The sequence below is a fragment of the Micromonospora sp. NBC_00617 genome (genome assembly GCF_045161355.1).
Taxonomy (GTDB): domain Bacteria; phylum Actinomycetota; class Actinomycetes; order Mycobacteriales; family Micromonosporaceae; genus Micromonospora.
Genome location: NZ_CP107751.1, coordinates 2147614 through 2163947, shown reverse-complemented (window position 1 = coordinate 2163947; position 16334 = coordinate 2147614). Strand labels below are relative to the sequence as shown.

Below are 16334 nucleotides of genomic sequence, written 5' to 3'. Positions count from 1 at the left end.
CGGCAGCGGCACGACGACGTCCTCCCGACGGCCGACGTATCGCTAACAAGGCACCGCGGCCCGTTGTTTTTCGGGTCAGACCGCCGGGAGGACGTCGGCGATCATCATGCCTGGAGTCGCTCCTACGTCACCCACCTGATCGAGGCAGGCTGGGATCCGCTGTTCGTGCAGCAGCAGGTCGGCCACGAACATGCCTCCACCATGGCGATCTACACCTGCGTGTCGTCGGACTTCCGCACCCGGACGCTGCGGCAGGCTCTCGACGCGACCATGGACGCGGCACTACGACCGGCCCGGAGGGCGCAATGAGCATGAAACGCCAGGTCAGCTACCGGTGGAGGCTGCGGGAGATGATGGCCGGCCGCGGCGTGTTCACGGCCACCGAACTGGTGCCGTTGTTGCACGAGCGCGGCATCGACCTGTCCGCCTCCCAAGTGCACCGCCTCGTGACCGGCACCCCGGAGCGGCTGTCGCTGCCGGTGCTGGCGGCGCTGTGCGACATCCTGGAGGTCACCCCCCGCCGACCTGGTCGTTACCTCGGCGGCTAACGTCGCGCCGCGCAAGGCCGTCGCCGGAGACGCACCGGCGCCGGTGGATCTGGCCACGGTCCGGCCCCGGCGGGCCCGCGTGCGACCGGACTGATGGATCGCCCCTACGCCACCGCCGAGCAGTACGAACGCTGGTTCATCCGGGACTGTGCCCGGTGCGGCCGGCGCGGCAACTTCGCGGCTCGGTGGCCCGACGGGCACGTCTGCCGCACCTGCCACGACCGGGCACTGCTCACCCGTGGCCGCTGCCCCAGTTGCGGCCAGGACCGGGTTCTGGCCGGGCTGCGCCCCGTGGACCGGGCACCGATCTGCACCAGCTGCGCCGGGTTCTCCTCCTCGCATGCCTGTGTGGAGTGCGGGCAGGAGGGCAAGCTGCACGCCGGTCGCCGCTGCACCCGTTGCACCCTCGCCCGGCGCATCGCCGAACTCCTCGACGACGGCACCGGCCGGATCCGGCCCGAGCTGGCGCCTCTGGCCGACTTGTTGATCAGCATGGACAACCCACTCTCCGGCTTGGCCTGGGTCTCATCCCGGCACGGCCGCTCCGCCAGCGCCGCCGACCTGCTGCGGGGCCTGGGCCGCGGCGACATCGAACTGACCCACGACGCGTTCCACCGCCTGCAGCCCTGGCGCGTCGCCGCCCACCTCCGCGAGCTACTCATGCAGTGCGGCGTCCTACCCCGCATAGACAAGCAGGTCGTGCTCTTCGAGCGGTGGCTGCTCGAGCACCTGGACACCGTCACGGACACCGAGCAGCGCCGGCTGCTGCGCCAATACACCACCTGGCACACCCTGCCCGGGCTGCGGCGCCGCGCCGACCGCGGACCCGTCAGCCGCCACACCCGCAGCGACCTTGGTCAGCAGGTCCTGCGCACCGGCGACTTCCTCGCCTGGACCCAGGAGCAGGGCCAAGCGCTCGCCACGTTGCGGCAGGCTGATCTCGACCGCTGGCTCGTCGACCACCGGCCGCACCAGCGGCAGCTCCTCAAGCCGTTCCTGGCCTGGGCCACCCGCGCCGGGCACCTGCCACGGCTGCGGGTTCCTCCGCACCGCCCCGGCCAGCAGACCCCAATCACCCAGCACCGCCGTCTCGCGCTGCTGCGCAAGCTGATCACCGACGACGCCGGCGGCCTGCGCGCCCGCGTCGCCGCGATCCTCGTCCTGCTCTACGCCCAACCCCTCGGCCGCATCCTGCGCCTGACCATCGACGACATCGACACCACCGGACCCGACGTCCTGCTGCACCTCGGCAACCCGCCGACGCCGGTCCCCCAACCCGTCGCCGAGCTACTGCTGGCCCTGCGCGACCAGCGCACCAACATGCGCACCGCCACCAACCGCGACGCCCGCTGGCTGTTCCCCGGCCGCCGCGCCGGCCAGCCCCTCACCGTCGACACGATCGCCCCGCTCATCCGCGACCTCGGCGTCCCGACCGTCCCCGGCCGCCTCGCCGTACTCCGGCAGCTGGTGCTTCAGGCCCCGGCACCGGTCGTCGCCCAGGCCCTCGGCTTCCACCACCACACCACCCAACGGCACCACGCCGCCGCAGGCGGAACCTGGAACCGCTACAGTCCGTTATGATGATCCACCGGGAAGCCTCATCTGAAGTGGCTGCGCACAGCTCTCTACAGCGGCCGCCAACCAACCCATCGTCACCGCTGGTGAAGCCACTCGGCACCAGCAGACATACTGATCTGCCGAGAACAGTGCGTTTCCTACGCTATAGCGGTGACGTCGGTGCGACGACGGCCCCGGTCACCGTCCTCGACGGTGATGTGGACAGCCTGCCCTGCCTCGGCGCCTGACGGTTCGTTTCAGGGCGCGTCCGCCGGTGGTGGGCTCTTTCGTGTGGGCCCGTCCTGCGGTGCCCATGGGCGCAGAGCGATATCGGTGGCCTTTTGCAACGACTCGCGGATCGCGGCTGGGTCGGCTCGGCGCTGCGGATCCTCCATCAGCGTTGTCAAGGCACCGGTGGCCGCGCCGACGAAGGCGCCGACTAGCGCGGCCGCGCTCACCTCGTCCAGGCGGTCGGGGTAGGCCGCGGCCAGGTGCCGGGCGATCTCGCGCTGGCTGTCCCATTGCAGTTGCAGGCCGCGGCCGCGGACCGCGGGCACCTCCATGGTCAGTCGGATCCGCAGGACGGCGAGCCGGCCGGTCATGTCCTCGCTGTCGTCGTTCGCCTCACGAAGCGCGCGCAGCAGGACGTCGGCCGGTTCCTCGTCCGGCGAGCGGCCGGCAATCGCGTCGACCGCGACCTGCACCCGACGGTCGGTCTCCGGGAAGAGCAGATCCTCCTTGCTTGGGAAGTAGCTGAAGAACGTGCGGGTGCCGATCTCGGCGGCGGCCGCGATGTCGGCAATTGTGGTCGCCTCGTAGCCCTTGCGTTCGATCAGGTCGATGGCGGCGTCGACCAGCGCCTTGCGGGTGCGGCCTCGCTTGCGGTCGCGAAGTGACATGGGGACCAGATTACCGCATCGAGTGTTATTCGGCACCTGTTGCGATACTGCATCCAGTGCAATTATGCTCGGCTCATGCGGACGGTACTCATCTCCGGAGCCGGCGTGGCTGGCCCGACCCTCGCCTACTGGCTAGCCCGCGCGGGGCTCCGTCCCACGGTCGTCGAGCGCGTGAACGGCCAGCGCTCCAGCGGCAACCCCGTCGACGTGCGCGGTCCGGCCCTTCCGGTGGTCGAGCGGATGGGCGTGGTCGACGCCCTGCGCGCGGCGGCCACCCAGGCGACAGGCATACGGTTCGTCGACTCGGACGGCCGGTTGAGCCGCCGGATGTCGATGCCGGCCACGCGCAGCGCGGCCGGCACCCCTGAGATCGAGGTGCCCCGTGCCGATCTCGCCCGGATCCTGTGCGCGGTTGCCCGCGATGACGCCGAGTTCGTCTACGACGACACCGTCACCCGCCTCGACCAGGACCCGGGCGGGGTGGACGTCACCTTCGAACGCGGCCCGGCCCGCCGGTTCGACCTGGTCGTCGGGGCCGACGGACTGCACTCGGCGGTGCGCCGGCTCGCCTTCGGCCCGGAGCGCGACTTCGTGCGCCACCTCGGCGTCTACGTGGCCACCACACCGCTGGGTGAGCCGCCCGAGGATCCGCACGACGTGCTGCTTCACAACACGCCGGGCCGGCTCGTCGCGATGCATCCGGTCCGCGGCAAAGCGGGCGTCGCGTTCATCTTCCGGCACCCCACCGTCCCAGGCTTCGACCACCGCAACCTCGCCCAGCACCGGCGGATCCTCGCCGAGGTGTACGCGGGCGAGCACGGCTGGCGAGTGCCCGAGTTGCTGGCCCGCGCCCAACGGGCGGACGACCTCTACTTCGACGCGGTCAGCAAGGTGGTGCTGCCGTCCTGGTCGGTCGGGCGAGTGGTGCTGCTGGGCGACGCGGCGGCCTCGGTCTCGCTGTTCGGCGACGGTTCGAGCATGGCTGTCGCCGGCGCCCGTACGCTAGCCGCCACCCTCGCCGAGGGCGACCACGTCGCCGCGTTCCGACGCTACGAGGCCGAGCACCGACCCCGCACCAACGCCCGGGGGCGCGGCGCCGGTTTCGTAGCGGCGATGCTGATCCCGAAGACCCGGGCCGGCATCCTCACCCGTAACGCCGCAGCCAGGCTGCTGCCCACCGGCCGATGATCTTAAACGAGCCCGCCGCGTGGACCGCGCTTCGCTCGCGCTGTTGCCCCTCGATGTGATCTTCTGAAAGGTCGCGCGGCGGCGCCCGCTCATGCCGCTGATCGCGCCCCGGAATGTGACTGGCAGTCAACGTACTGATTTGCCGCTGACATGGCGCGCCAGTCGTCCGGACGCCCTCACGGTCAGTACGGCATCCAGATCGCCCGCCGCGTCATCAGACGATGATCGTGGATGCAGATCTCGCCGCCAGCACCATGCTCCGTGTGACTCACCGTGATTGCGGACGAGCCATGAACGCGAATACAAGACAGTTGGATTACGCGACCCTGCCAGTCGGACGGGCCTCGTCGCCGGAACGACACCGATCGCCGACGCCGTCCGCGCCACCGCGACCTGACCCCCGGGGCGGGGTCGCGGACCGCGACCCCGACCCGGGCCGGTCACCGCTGGTGGTGACGCGGCAACGCCGCCTGCCCCGCCACGCCACCCACGAAGGGCGCCCCCGGCGTCTCCTTCGCGATCCGGTCCATCGTGCGCGCCAACTGCTCACTGCCGTCGTCGAGATGCCGCGCCGCCGCCTGCATGTGCGACACCATCATCTCGCCGAAGATCCGCAACGCCTCCCGGGTCGCCACCGTGTCGTCGAAGCTCGACCCGGCCGAACTGCGGTACTCCGTGACCGCCCGCTCAGCCTCCTGCTTCGCCTCCTCCGCCGCCGCCCGCATGTAACTCTCGTACTGCATCCGGGCGTACTCGGCGACCCGCCGCGCGTAGTCGTGCGCCTGCGCGATGATCTGCTCGGCCTCGCGCTGCGCCGCCGACAGCAGATTCACCTCCTTGGCCGCCGGCACCTTCGCCGACGCCGGCGTACTCGGGATCACCCCGTGGCGGTGCAACTCCACCCGGTCGGTGAGCCGCTCGTTCTCCGCCCGCAGGTTCGCGATCTGCGTCGCCAACAGATCCAACTCGTCGGCGACCTGCACCCGGAACCGGTCCACGTCCGCGTTGTCGTAGCCACGCCGGGCGAACGGCGCCGTCCCGAACTCCCACCGCCGAACCCGGTCGGAGGTCATCCGCACCTGCACACCGCCGGACACCGGCATCCCGTCGTACCGGCTGATCGGGGTCGCGCTCACCTCTCACCCCCCTCACTCGACTGCTGGAACGCCGTACGCCACGCCGGGCCGTACCACTGCTTGCCCAGACCCTCGTGATGCACCTGACCCTCGTGGTAACCCGCCCGAGCCAACGTCTGTACCGCGTGCGACACCATCTCGTCCGACCCGCACACGTACACGTGCCGCGAACGCCAGTCACCATCGGCCAACGCCCGGTCCACCGCGTACATGAACTCACCCGGCCGGTTCGCGTCCCCGCCCACCACGTACGTCACCGTCAACCACGGACACGACGACGCCAACTTGTCGATCGCGTCGCTGTCGTAGAACTCGCTGCGCGACCGCGCACCCACGTACAGATCCACGCGACGACCTGAACCCTCCGCGGCGACCTGCTCCACCAGCGCCTTCACCGGCGCCCAGCCGGTGCCCGACGCCAGCAGCAACAGATCACTGGAACCCGCCGACCACAACGACAGGCGGTCCCCCACCGGCGCGGCCAGATGCACGCGGTCCCCCACCGCCGAGCCGTACACCAGCCGCGACGACACCGCGCCACCCGGAGCGGCCCGCACATGCAACTCCAGCGTGCCGTCCGCGCGCGGCGCGTTCGCCGGCGAGTAGTACCGCCACGACCGCACCGACGGATGCGACACCCCGATCGACTGACCCGGGGTGAACGGCAACAGGTACTGCGGACGCACCGTCAACACCGCCACGTCGAACGCACGCCGCTCATGGGCCACGATCTCCGCCACCCACCACGGCGGGTTCACCGCCTCCGCGGCCTGCGCCGCCTCCATCATCACCTGCGCGATCAGCCCGTACGCCGCCGCCCAGTCCTGGGCCAGCTCATCGGTCCACTGCTCGGCGAGAAAATGCTGCAACGTCGCCAACAGCGCCTCACCGACCGCCGGATAGTGCTCCGCGCGGACCGCGAACTTACGGTGATCCGCGCCGAGGTCCTGCAGAAAACCCACCAGCCGATCGACCTGATCCACGTGGGACACGATGTGGCCCAGCGCGGTGACCAGGCGGTCCCGCTGCCCCGCCATGTTCGTGGGGAACATCTGCCGCGTCTCGGGATGCGTCAGAAACAACGTTGAATAGAAGTAGAGCGGCACCTCGTCGCCGTGCCCGGCGACGAGGGACCAACTCTGCTTGAGTCGGGCCGCGTCCACGCTCAGACGCCCGGACGCTCTCCGGTGGCCACCACCTGGTCCTGCACCTGCGCCAGCACCGCCCGCACGTCGTCCTGCACGTCGGCCGGAACACCCAACTCGGCCAGCGTCGCGATCAGGTACTCACCCACCTTCGCGTAGTGCGCCACCGGAATACCCAACGGCTGGTGCGCCTCGGCCAACCCGCGACCGGTGTACTCGTTCGGGCCGCCCAGCACCACCGTCAACATCAACGCCAGGTGCCGACGCTGACCCGCCATGTCCACAGTGGCGAAATAACCCGCCAACTCCGGATCGGCGAGCACCTTGTCGTAGAACAGCTCCACGGCCGCCTTCACCGAACTCGCACCGCCGATGCGGTCGTAATTCGAGGCTGGAGCGGTCTCTTCCGTAACCGTCACGGTCGTTCCTTCCGGGGTGACAGGTCGCGCGCGCGGTGACGCGCAGGGGCAACGGCCCCGACGCCGCACCGTCACGCCACGGCGGCTCACCGGGGACCGTGACGGACCATAGCGTGCCCCCAACCTCCGGTCTGGGCCCCCCTATCGGTTTCCCGACATTGACGCACACGCACCGTCACCACAGTGGAATCCGGAAATCCACCCACGGCAACCAGGAGAGCACCGACAGTATCCACTGTGGAATCGACCACCCGGGGAACCCGCACCCGGACACCACGAGCTGACCCACAGTCACCAGACGGCCGTGGCCAAAAAAATCACCCGTATCGACGGACCGCGCCCCAACGGACGCGCAGCGCGACTCAGCCGGCCCGCCGCCGCGCCCGCCGCGCCGCCAACTCGTCCCCCACCGGATCCGACGAGGCCCCCACCGCCGGCTCCGCCGGGCCGCTCGCCGCCGGCTCCGCCGGCAGATGCGACAACGACCCCTGAATCTCCTTGAACGCCCCACCGATCGCGATCCCGAAGACGCCCTGCCCACCCTGCAACAGGTCGACCACCTCCTCCGGAGACCGGCACTCGTACACCGTCGTCCCGTCGGAGATCAGCGTGATTCCCGCCAGATCCTCCACACCACGCGACCGCAACGCCTCGATCGCCTTGCGGATGTTCTGCAGGGACACCCCCGCGTCCAACAACCGCTTCACGACCTTCAACACCACCAGATCGCGGAACGAGTACAACCGCTGCGTCCCCGAACCCGACGCGTCGCGGACACTCGGCACCACCAGCGTCGTCCGCGCCCAGTAATCCAACTGCCGGTAACTGATGCCCACCGCGTGGCACGCCGTCACACCTCGGTAGCCCACCGAGCCGTCACCCTCAGTCGCCACACCCGGCTCACCCAACTGTGTACCCGGATCAGAATCCTGCGGCTCGTGCATCCGGACAACCTCCCCGTCAGTGCGGCGACGCCTCGTTTCCTCCGACGCGCACCCCTCGACACGGCAACCCTAACGCCACCTTCAGGGGTTACCACGGAGGAACCGACGCGACACGCCGCGCAGCCACCGAGAAAGATCACCAACCACGCGCCGACGTCACCCACCGTGACACCAGCGCGGAACCGAAGCCGCTCAGCCCGCGAAATCCTCCGGACGCACCTGCTCCAGGAACTCGCGGAACTTCTCCACCTCATCCTCCTGCTCATCGGGGATAACGATCCCCGCCTCGCTGAGGACCTGCTCCGCACAACGAATCGGCGCACCGACCCGCAACGCCAACGCGATCGAATCGCTCGGCCGCGCCGACACCCGCACCCCATCGCCGATCAGGAGATCCGCGTAGAACACGTTCTCCTTCAGCTCGGTGATCTCCACCGCCTGCAACGGCGCCTGCAACGCCGCCAACACATCCCGCAAAAGATCATGCGTCAACGGACGGGCCGGCTTGACCCCCTGCTGCTCATAAGCGATAGCCGTGGCCTCGACCGCGCCGATCCAGATCGGCAGATAGCGGTCGCCCTCGACCTCCCTGAGCAGGACGATCGGCTGGTTGCTGGGCAGCTCCACCCGAACTCCGACCACGCTCAGCTCGCGCACCGCCGCCTCCGTGTCGTTGTCACCTACGCCGCACCGCGCCCTTCCCTGCACGGTACACGGACCGCAACACGGTCGTCCGATGCGCTACAGCACCACGCCCGCGCCAGAAAGGGGTTACCCCGGCAAGCCTACGGCACGCTTCCCCGAAGAGATCTTTCCGCTCCACCGCCACCCGCCGGGCACCCTCACCGACCCAACGTCGACCGCAGCCCCACCCGCACCAACGCCGCGTGCAACTGCTCCGACAACGCCACCAACTCCCGCGCCGTCTCCGCCGCCCGCGCCCGCGCCGCCGGATCACTCTGCCGCGCCAACGGCGCCACCAACTGCGCGAACAACCCGACCTCACGATCGGCCGCACTCCGGTAACCCCGCAGATGCCGCGGCTCCAACCCGTACGCCGCCAAACCCGCCACCGCCGACGCGATGATCAACGCATCCGCGTCATACCACCCCGGCGGATCCGACACCAGCACACCGAGCCGCTCCAACTCCACCAGCGTCGACTCGTCGATCCCACTGCGGGCCACCAGCTCAGCCCGGCCGAGCCGCACCTGCGACGACTCGGCCGGCTCCGCCGACTCCCGACCCGGCACCGCACCATCGGGCCCCACCGCGACCAACGCCGGCCGCGACCGCTCCGGCTGCTCGCCGGACGAATCCCACTGGGCCAACTGCTCACGGATCACCCGCAACGGCAGGTAGCGGTCCCGCTGCGCGGTCAGCACGAACCGCAACCGCGCCACATCGTCCCAGCTGTACTTCCGGTAACCCGCCGCCGTCCGCTGCGGCTCAACCAGGCCCTCAGCCTCGAGGAACCGCAGCTTCGAAATGGTCGTGTCCGGGAAATCCACCCGCAACTGCCCCAGCACCTCACCGATGCTCATCAGCGGCTCAGACCGGGCCGCCCCGGGTGGCGTGGAGGCCGCAGGCTCGTTCACCCCCGGCCGGCCTCCTCCTCCGGGCGCGGACCGGCGATGAACACCACCCGGAACTTACCGATCTGTACCTCGTCACCATTGCTCAACGTGGCCGCCTCGACCCGCTCACGATTCACGTACGTGCCGTTCAGGCTACCCACGTCCCGCACCGTGAACGTCCCACCATCACGGTGGAACTCCGCGTGCCGGCGCGACACCGTCACATCGTCGAGGAAGATGTCACTGTCCGGGTGCCGGCCACTGGTCGTCACATCGTGGTCCAACAGGAACCGGGCACCCGCATTCGGGCCGCGACGAACCACCAGCAGCGCCATACCCGGCGGCAACGAACCGGACATCCGGCTCGGCACCACATCGGTGTCCGGCCCTTCCAGCACTTCGTCGAGCGAGCCGAGATTGAGCGTCGAGGTGACGTCGAGTGGGGGGAACTCGTCGTCTGGGCGCGTCATGGGACCACCTCACGGATCTGTTCGGTCGGCGTCGGGTAATGGCGGGTCTGGCCGCCGGGCGCTCGTCCACCCGGCGGCTGGCTCCCCGTGCCCGGGAAGGCAATTCCACAACGCTCAACTAATGGGTTCTTCTCGGTCGACTGGGCGAGCCTAGCCAGCGCCGAAATGCAGGGCAACCGGACGCGCGCAGACATCCCGCACACCGGATCAAGCACACTCAGCCTTCGGTGATCTTCTGGTACGCGCCCGCCGTCAGCAACCCGTCCGTCGCCGTCGGATCGTTCGGGGCGATCTCCACCAGCCAACCCGCACCGTACGGATCCGTGTTGATCAGCTCAGGAGTGTCGCCCAGCGCGTCGTTGCGCGCCGCCACCGTGCCCGCGACCGGCGCGTAGATCTCCGACACACTCTTGGTCGACTCGATCTCACCCAGCGAGTCACCGACCACGACGGCCGCACCCACCTCCGGCAACTGCACGTACACGATGTCACCCAACGCGTCCTGCGCGAAGTGCGTAATGCCGACCCGGAGCGAGCCGGTACCGTCACCCGCCACCCACTCATGCTCGGCGGTGTATCGCAGATCCTCGGGAATCACCAGACGCGTCCTCATCCATCGGTGCCCCGGACCACCCGGGCCCGGCGCGGCCGCGCCGGTCAGGAGACCGGACGGGCGTGTTCCTACTTGGTCGGCACGTGCAGCGCCGAAACCTCGGCAACCTCACGCTCCCCAAACGTCACGTTACCGCCGTCACCCCGGACCGACGCGACCACCCCACCAGGAATGTTCAACGCCGTACGCATCGTCGCCGGATCACCGATCACCGTGATGGTGAACGGGCCCGTCAACCGACGCCCCTGAACGATCAACGACCCGTTGTCCCCATCCAGGAAGTACGTCGATGCGATCACCCGCACCGTCGCCCGGTCACCACCGGAAATCTGCATCGCCTCCGCGCCCGCGCCGCGCAACTCCTGCACCGCGTCCAACACCCGGTCCGCCGTGATCGGCTTGATCCCGTTGCTGGAGAACTGCACCGTCAACCCCGGCCCCACCGCCGGCAACGTCCCCGCCAGAATCCCCAGCTCGTCCGCCCGACGAGTCGCCTCGTCCAACGCCGCCTGCCGACCCTGCGCACCCGAGGCCAACTGCCGCTGGCTCTCCTCCAACGCCCGAATGTCCTGCTGGAGACGGTTCTCGCGCGCATCCAGATCCGACAGGATCCGCACCAGGTCCTCCTGACGCGTCGCCCCCAACGTCGGATCCGTCGACGTCGTCCGCAACTGCACGACCAACGTGAACCCCAGCAACGCCAACAACGCCGCGATCATCACCCCGGCCGCGCTGAACCGCGACCGCACCGACGCCGCCGGGACCGACTCCACCACCGGCTCACTTGAGCGCGACATCGCGCTCAAGTCCACCGTCGCGCCGTCATCGACCGGGGCCACCCCGGGATCCGCGTCCGGTGACTCCGGCTCCCTTGTCGGACCATGCGGCGCCAACGGACTCACCTCGTCCGGGTCCGGCGCCTCCGGCCGCGGATCCGGCTCACCCGCCGGCCCACCCGGTCGCCCCGGCCCCGCCGGCTGCGGCCAACCCGTCCCCGTCTCCGCCTGCTCGTCGCTCATCGCTGTCAAACCTACGCCCGGAACAGGTGCCGACGGATCGCCGCCACATTCCCGAAGATCCGCACACCCAGAACGACCACCACACCGGTGGACAACTGCCCGCCCACCCCCAACTGATCCCCCAGATACACGATCAGACCCGCCACCAGCACGTTCGAGATGAACGACACCACGAACTGCTTGTCGTCGAAGATGCGGTCCAACTTCGCTCGGACCCCACCGAACACCGCGTCCAACGCGGCGACCACCGCGATCGGCAGGTACGGCTGCAACGCCGCCGGTACCGTGGGATCAAGCCACACGCCCAGCACCACACCGGCGAGCAACGCCAGCACCGCGATCATCCGCCACCTCCGGAAGGACTAGCGGTCCCCGGCGAACCCGACGACCCAGGACTGCCGGACCGGACACCCGACCCCGAAGGACTCGGACTGACCGACGGCTTGGCGTAGCGTAGCTGCGGCTCCGGAGCCGCCGGCAGGGTGAGGTCCTCCGCCTTGCGCACACCGAACGACAGGCCGGTCTTCTGCGCGACCTCCCGCATCACGTCCGCGTTCCGACTGTCCTCGAACTTGCGCCGCATCGACCCCGGCCCGATCGCCGACACCTCGTACGGCCCCGTCACCGGCCGGAAATCCACCAGGATCGCCTCGCCCGCCGTACGGATCGTCGACGTCGACGTCAACCGCTGCCCATTGATCGCGATCGCCTCCGCACCGGCGCTCCACAACGCGTTCGCCACACCCTGCAGATCGCTGTACAGCACCTGCGACGGCCCCGCGCCCTTACCGGTCACCGCGTCCGCGTTGCCCGGCGCGTCCGCCAGGCGCACCACCACACCGTCACCCCGCACCCGGCCGAGCCCGGTGACCGCCTCCAGGTCCCGCAGACGCGCCGCGGTCGACCCGCTCAACGCCGCGTCCCGCTGCCGGTTGACCTCCTCACGCAGCTGGTCCGCGCGCGCCGACAACCGGTCCGTCTGGCCCTCCCGCTCCTTGATCTGCGCCACCAACCCGGAGCGGGCCTGAGCACGCCCCGGCTCGTCCGCCATCGTCTGGCGATACGCCACCGCGAACAGGAAACCCAGCACCACCGCCACGACCAGGCTGATCGACCGCGCCGGCCAACCCCGGGACGCGTCGTCCTGCGACGACGCCACCCGCCGGCGCGCGGCCGCCGCGTCCGCGTACCCCGGATCCAGCGGGCTGCGAAACAGCTCGGTGAGGAAGTCCGGGGCGTACACCCGATCCGAGCGGGGACGCTCCGGCGGCGTCGCGCTCACGCGGCCGCTCCCGGGCCGCGCGCCGCCCGCACCAGCCGAAACGCCTGCACCACGTACATGGCGCCGGCCACCCAGTAGAGCACCAGCCCCCACCAGGCCAGCCCCCAGCCGATCGCGGCCGTCGCCGTCGCCGCCGCACTCCACTCGGTGGCCAACAGCAGCACCGGGAACGCCGCGAGCAGCAGGAAGGTGGCGGTCTTGCCCACGTAGTGCACCGGCGGCGGCCCGTACCCGTAGCGGCGCAACACCGCCAGCGAGCCGAGCAGCAGCGCCTCCCGGGCCAGCAGCGCCGCCGTGAACTGCCACGGCACCACCTCCCGGGCCGTGAAGGCGAGCAGCGTGGCGAGGATGTAGAGCCGGTCGGCGAGGGGATCGAGCAGCTCCCCGAGTCGGCTCACCTGACGCAGCCGGCGCGCGATCCAACCGTCGACCCAGTCGGTGGTGCCGCCGATGGCCAGCACCACCAGCGCCGCCACGTCCGCGCGGGCCACCAGGAACAGGTAGAGGAACAGCGGTACGCCCAACAGGCGCCCGAAGCTGATCAGGTTGGGCAGGGTGAGCACCTGGTCGCCGGGAGCCTGGTCACCGGTGTCCCGCGGATGCTCTGCCCGAGCCGGCCGACGCGACACCGAACCTCCTCCACCGCACGCCCCGACGCCAGACCGAGATCGGGCGCGGCGGAGGTCGTACGCGCTGTCGGGCCGGCAACCGCCGGCTCTCCTGCGGCCCCGGGATGGGACCTCTGCTCTGATGCGGCCCGCGATCATCGAGATCGCGGGCCGGCTGAGTGCGCTGCCACTATATCGGGCTTCCCCGCGCTCCTCGGTCGCCGCCACGTGCCGTTGGTGCGGCTGTGCCGCACTGTGGCGTGGATCACCACGCCTAAAGCGTCCTAGGATACTGGTGGAACGGGGATGGCGGATCAGGCCGTCTGGACCGCCTGATCGGTCTGCTGCTCGGGCACCGTCTGGGTCGCCGCGCGACCGAAGGCGAGCAACGACAGCAACAGATCGTGCTGCAATCGGAGCGGCATCCGGTCCAGCACGGCCTGCACCGCGCGCTGGCGCCGCTCGGCCAGCTCCCGCAGCAGGGTCAGGGCGGCCGCGGTCGGCATCAACCGCACCTCCCGCCGGTCGCGCGGGTCGGCCACCCGGCGCAACAGACCGGTCGCCTCCAGTCGGTCGCAGAGGCGGCTGGCCGAGGAGGGCACCACGTCCAGCAGCTCCGCGAGACCGTTGATATTGGTCTCCTGCCGGCCGCTGATCAGCATCAGCACCCGCAGCTGGGTCGGTGGCACCTGATGCCGCGACGCCGCCGAGTCGAGCACGGCGATCAACGTCTCGGCGGCCGCGTCGATCGCCGAGGCGAGATCCCCAGGTCGCTCCACCCGATGTCCCCTGCCGTCGTCGCGCTGGTGCCCGCCCGGCGCGGCGGCGGCGACTCTCATCCGCCGTCCCGCTCACGCGGACCATGCCAGTCGAGGCAGACGACGACGGCGTCGTCGCGCAAATCGGAATCCGCGTGGTAGGCGTGTAGTTCGCGCATCACCGTACCAACCGCCTCGGTCGCCGGCTGCAACCGTGTGGCCCGCAGGGATCGGGCCAGCATCCGCTGCCCGTACGGCTCCCGCCCCGCCGGCTCGGCCGCCCACACCCCGTCGCTGACGACGAAGACACGGTCACCCGGCGCGAGCGCGAACTCCTGCAGCTCGTAGCGGGTCTCGGCGAACATGCCCAGCGGCAGTTGCTGCTCCAGCTTCATCGGCTCGACCGTCGCGCCACGCATCCGCAGCAGGTGCGGCGAACCGGCGTCGACCGCCCGCACCCGCCCGGTGCGGATGTCCAGCTCGAGCAGCAGCGTGGCCACGTGCCGACGCCCCCGGTGCTGGTAGTAGACCGTGTCCGAGGCCAACTCCGCCTGCTCCACGAGGCCACCGCCGGAGCGGCGGGCGTTGCGCATCGCGTTCACGGTGACCGCCGTCAGCAGCGACGCGGCCAGGCCGGTGCCCTCGCCGTTGAGCACCGTCAGGGTGAGCCGGTCACCGTCCAACGACCAGTCGAAGTGGTCCCCACCGACGGTGTACGCCGGTTCCAACTGCCCCGCCAGGTGAAAGGCACGGTGCGCCACGCTGCGACCGGGCAGCAGGTCCCACTGCATCTCGGCGGCCATGCTGAGCCGCTCCCGGCGACGGGCCCGCCGATAGCGGTCGGTCTCCCGGTCCGCTGCCCGCATCGCCACCGCCAGGTCGCCGGCGATGTCGGTGGCGCGGCCGGTGACCGCCGGACCCGGGACGGTCGGCAGCTCGATGAGCAGCACACCAAGCCGTTCCCCCCACACCGTCAGGGGAAGGTAGAGCCGGCACGCGCCGTCGTCCAGCCCGTCGCGCACCGGCTGCTGGCTGGAGAAGCAGCGCTGCGCCACGGTGTGCCGGGCCAGGGCTCCGGCCGCCGGCAGGTCGGGATCCAGCACCGGCCAGAGACCGCTGATCCGGTAGTCGGCGACGAACACGTCGGTGCGCAACGCGCCCAACGCCGACCGGATCGCCCGGTCCGCCGCTTCCGCCAACTGGTCGGGCGCAGCCTCGCGCAGCGCGCGCGACACCCCGTCCGGCGCGTCCACCATGGTTGGTCGTCCCTCCAGAAACTTGCTACAGGGCAAGCATCATACGGACGCCGTCGGACAACCGGTCGTCGCGGGTCAGTCGACGCCCCGTGTCGCCAACACGCCGTAAAAGGCGTCCGGCACGTCGGCGGGCGGGCCGGCGGGCCGCCACCGGTGCACCGGAACGATCCCGTCCGGCGTCGGCATCCACCGACCGAGCAGCGGAGCGAACGCCGCCGGCGGACGCATCCGAAACGCCGGCCCCATCATCGCCAGCGCCTGCGGGTGGGCGGCCAACTCCTCGGTGTCGAAGTCCACGGCCAGCAGGCTCCCCGGCGCCGCTGCGGCGTACAGCTCGTCAAGAGTGCGCGTGAGCGTGGCGTCGTCGAGGAACGCGGCGAGCCCGAGGAAGACCACCCCCACCGGCCGCCGCCCCCACCCCGAAACGAATCGGTGCAGCTGGGCCGGGTCGATCGTGCCGATGTCGGTGGCGTCGCCATAGCCGTAGCCCGCCCGGTCGCTGTCGGCGAGGATCCGCTGCCCCAGCCGGATGGTGACCGGGTCGACGTCGGTGTAGAGCACGGTGGCCTCGGCGGCGACCTCATGCACGTTGCCCATCGTGGGCACCCCCGCGCCGAACACCAGGAACCCGTCCACGCCCTGCTCGACCATCGCCCGCACCGCCCGGCCGAGGAACGCCCGCAACTCCCGAAAGACCGGCACGCACGGCCCGTACGCCTGCTCGAAGGCGGCCGCCGCGGCCACGTCGACGTCGAAGTGGTGCGCCCCGCCGAGCCAGAAGTCGATCATGCGGGCGGTGCTCGGCTCGTCTGCTTCACCCATCGACGACGCTCCTCCCCGTCCGGTCGCCGCCAGCGTACCGACCCGGGCCCCACCGGCGGTATCGCTCCGCCGCGCCGCCACGCCCGCGATACT

Annotated in this window: 19 protein-coding genes and 1 pseudogene; 4 read left to right on the top strand and 16 right to left on the bottom strand. The window is 70.5% G+C overall.

Annotation, left to right across the window (positions count from 1 at the left end; all coding sequences use genetic code 11):
• The first annotated feature begins 63 nt into the window (after positions 1 to 63).
• From OG505_RS09795 to OG505_RS09785, 3 genes and pseudogenes are all read left to right on the top strand, one after another.
• Positions 64 to 309, top strand: a complete 246-nt coding sequence (locus OG505_RS09795) for a tyrosine-type recombinase/integrase (protein ID WP_405432676.1) — start codon at positions 64 to 66, stop codon at positions 307 to 309.
• Positions 306 to 642 (top strand): annotated as a pseudogene (locus OG505_RS09790) (helix-turn-helix domain-containing protein). The gene OG505_RS09795 and the pseudogene OG505_RS09790 overlap by 4 nt, the downstream one beginning before the upstream one ends.
• Positions 642 to 2129 carry a hypothetical protein gene (locus tag OG505_RS09785; RefSeq protein ID WP_405432674.1) on the top strand — a complete coding sequence of 496 codons (1488 nt, stop codon included), beginning with the start codon at positions 642 to 644 and terminating at the stop codon, positions 2127 to 2129. The pseudogene OG505_RS09790 and the gene OG505_RS09785 overlap by 1 nt, the downstream one beginning before the upstream one ends.
• Before the next feature lie 233 nt (positions 2130 to 2362).
• Here the strand turns inward: OG505_RS09785 and OG505_RS09780 are convergent, their stop codons facing one another.
• Entirely contained in the window at positions 2363 to 3004 is a 642-nt protein-coding gene (locus tag OG505_RS09780) for a TetR family transcriptional regulator (protein WP_405432673.1), read from the bottom strand.
• A gap of 75 nt (positions 3005 to 3079) precedes the next feature.
• Here OG505_RS09780 and OG505_RS09775 point away from each other — a divergent pair, with 75 nt between their 5' ends.
• Positions 3080 to 4192 carry an FAD-dependent monooxygenase gene (locus tag OG505_RS09775; protein ID WP_405432672.1) on the top strand — a complete coding sequence of 371 codons (1113 nt, stop codon included), beginning with the start codon at positions 3080 to 3082 and terminating at the stop codon, positions 4190 to 4192.
• 440 nt (positions 4193 to 4632) lie between these two features.
• Here OG505_RS09775 and OG505_RS09770 read toward each other — a convergent pair whose 3' ends face one another.
• The 15 genes from OG505_RS09770 to OG505_RS09700 all read right to left on the bottom strand — a co-directional run bounded on the left by OG505_RS09770 (position 4633) and on the right by OG505_RS09700 (position 16241).
• Positions 4633 to 5328 carry a DivIVA domain-containing protein gene (locus OG505_RS09770; RefSeq protein ID WP_405432671.1) on the bottom strand — a complete coding sequence of 232 codons (696 nt, stop codon included), beginning with the start codon at positions 5326 to 5328 and terminating at the stop codon, positions 4633 to 4635.
• Positions 5325 to 6491: a globin domain-containing protein gene (locus tag OG505_RS09765; RefSeq protein WP_405432670.1), complete on the bottom strand. Its 1167-nt coding sequence runs from the start codon at positions 6489 to 6491 to the stop codon at positions 5325 to 5327. Before OG505_RS09765 ends, OG505_RS09770 begins: the two co-directional genes overlap by 4 nt.
• A 2-nt stretch (positions 6492 to 6493) precedes the next feature.
• Positions 6494 to 6892 carry a group 1 truncated hemoglobin gene (locus OG505_RS09760; RefSeq protein WP_405432669.1) on the bottom strand — a complete coding sequence of 133 codons (399 nt, stop codon included), beginning with the start codon at positions 6890 to 6892 and terminating at the stop codon, positions 6494 to 6496.
• Between the two features lie 362 nt (positions 6893 to 7254).
• Positions 7255 to 7836 carry a MerR family transcriptional regulator gene (locus OG505_RS09755; RefSeq protein WP_405432668.1) on the bottom strand — a complete coding sequence of 194 codons (582 nt, stop codon included), beginning with the start codon at positions 7834 to 7836 and terminating at the stop codon, positions 7255 to 7257.
• 192 nt (positions 7837 to 8028) lie between these two features.
• A complete protein-coding gene (locus tag OG505_RS09750; protein WP_007460347.1) occupies positions 8029 to 8493 on the bottom strand; it encodes a bifunctional nuclease family protein in 465 nt (154 codons plus the stop codon).
• Positions 8494 to 8678: 185 nt separating this feature from the next.
• A complete protein-coding gene (locus OG505_RS09745) occupies positions 8679 to 9380 on the bottom strand; it encodes a MerR family transcriptional regulator (RefSeq protein ID WP_193376631.1) in 702 nt (233 codons plus the stop codon).
• Between the two features lie 50 nt (positions 9381 to 9430).
• On the bottom strand, positions 9431 to 9883 hold the full coding sequence (locus tag OG505_RS09740) for an FHA domain-containing protein (RefSeq protein WP_007071101.1): 453 nt from the start codon (positions 9881 to 9883) through the stop codon (positions 9431 to 9433).
• A gap of 217 nt (positions 9884 to 10100) precedes the next feature.
• Positions 10101 to 10481, bottom strand: coding sequence for a glycine cleavage system protein GcvH (gene gcvH, locus OG505_RS09735; protein WP_405434440.1), 381 nt, complete (start codon positions 10479 to 10481; stop codon positions 10101 to 10103).
• Positions 10482 to 10564: 83 nt separating this feature from the next.
• Positions 10565 to 11515 carry a DUF881 domain-containing protein gene (locus OG505_RS09730; RefSeq protein WP_405432665.1) on the bottom strand — a complete coding sequence of 317 codons (951 nt, stop codon included), beginning with the start codon at positions 11513 to 11515 and terminating at the stop codon, positions 10565 to 10567.
• Positions 11516 to 11526: 11 nt separating this feature from the next.
• Positions 11527 to 11859 (bottom strand): small basic family protein, encoded by a 333-nt coding sequence (locus OG505_RS09725; RefSeq protein WP_007460356.1) that lies wholly within the window; start codon positions 11857 to 11859, stop codon positions 11527 to 11529.
• On the bottom strand, positions 11856 to 12797 hold the full coding sequence (locus OG505_RS09720; protein ID WP_405432663.1) for a DUF881 domain-containing protein: 942 nt from the start codon (positions 12795 to 12797) through the stop codon (positions 11856 to 11858). Before OG505_RS09720 ends, OG505_RS09725 begins: the two co-directional genes overlap by 4 nt.
• Positions 12794 to 13426 carry a CDP-alcohol phosphatidyltransferase family protein gene (locus OG505_RS09715; RefSeq protein ID WP_405432662.1) on the bottom strand — a complete coding sequence of 211 codons (633 nt, stop codon included), beginning with the start codon at positions 13424 to 13426 and terminating at the stop codon, positions 12794 to 12796. Before OG505_RS09715 ends, OG505_RS09720 begins: the two co-directional genes overlap by 4 nt.
• A 293-nt stretch (positions 13427 to 13719) precedes the next feature.
• Entirely contained in the window at positions 13720 to 14244 is a 525-nt protein-coding gene (locus tag OG505_RS09710) for a MarR family winged helix-turn-helix transcriptional regulator (protein ID WP_405432660.1), read from the bottom strand.
• Positions 14241 to 15419, bottom strand: coding sequence for a PP2C family protein-serine/threonine phosphatase (locus OG505_RS09705; protein WP_405432659.1), 1179 nt, complete (start codon positions 15417 to 15419; stop codon positions 14241 to 14243). The genes OG505_RS09710 and OG505_RS09705 overlap by 4 nt, the downstream gene beginning before the upstream one ends.
• A gap of 75 nt (positions 15420 to 15494) precedes the next feature.
• On the bottom strand, positions 15495 to 16241 hold the full coding sequence (locus OG505_RS09700; RefSeq protein ID WP_405432657.1) for an SAM-dependent methyltransferase: 747 nt from the start codon (positions 16239 to 16241) through the stop codon (positions 15495 to 15497).
• Positions 16242 to 16334: the final 93 nt, after the last annotated feature.

What these genes read in the sequence shown, in the direction of transcription:
- OG505_RS09705 (WP_405432659.1), bottom strand. Translation starts at nt 15,419, where the DNA reads ATGGTGGACGCGCCGGACGGGGTGTCGCGCGCGCTGCGCGAGGCTGCG.
- OG505_RS09700 (WP_405432657.1), bottom strand. Translation starts at nt 16,241, where the DNA reads ATGGGTGAAGCAGACGAGCCGAGCACCGCCCGCATGATCGACTTCTGG.
- OG505_RS09785 (WP_405432674.1), top strand. Translation starts at nt 642, where the DNA reads ATGGATCGCCCCTACGCCACCGCCGAGCAGTACGAACGCTGGTTCATC.
- OG505_RS09775 (WP_405432672.1), top strand. Translation starts at nt 3,080, where the DNA reads ATGCGGACGGTACTCATCTCCGGAGCCGGCGTGGCTGGCCCGACCCTC.
- OG505_RS09745 (WP_193376631.1), bottom strand. Translation starts at nt 9,380, where the DNA reads ATGAGCATCGGTGAGGTGCTGGGGCAGTTGCGGGTGGATTTCCCGGAC.
- OG505_RS09725 (WP_007460356.1), bottom strand. Translation starts at nt 11,859, where the DNA reads ATGATCGCGGTGCTGGCGTTGCTCGCCGGTGTGGTGCTGGGCGTGTGG.
- OG505_RS09740 (WP_007071101.1), bottom strand. Translation starts at nt 9,883, where the DNA reads ATGACGCGCCCAGACGACGAGTTCCCCCCACTCGACGTCACCTCGACG.
- OG505_RS09755 (WP_405432668.1), bottom strand. Translation starts at nt 7,836, where the DNA reads ATGCACGAGCCGCAGGATTCTGATCCGGGTACACAGTTGGGTGAGCCG.
- OG505_RS09730 (WP_405432665.1), bottom strand. Translation starts at nt 11,515, where the DNA reads ATGAGCGACGAGCAGGCGGAGACGGGGACGGGTTGGCCGCAGCCGGCG.
- OG505_RS09710 (WP_405432660.1), bottom strand. Translation starts at nt 14,244, where the DNA reads ATGAGAGTCGCCGCCGCCGCGCCGGGCGGGCACCAGCGCGACGACGGC.
- OG505_RS09780 (WP_405432673.1), bottom strand. Translation starts at nt 3,004, where the DNA reads ATGTCACTTCGCGACCGCAAGCGAGGCCGCACCCGCAAGGCGCTGGTC.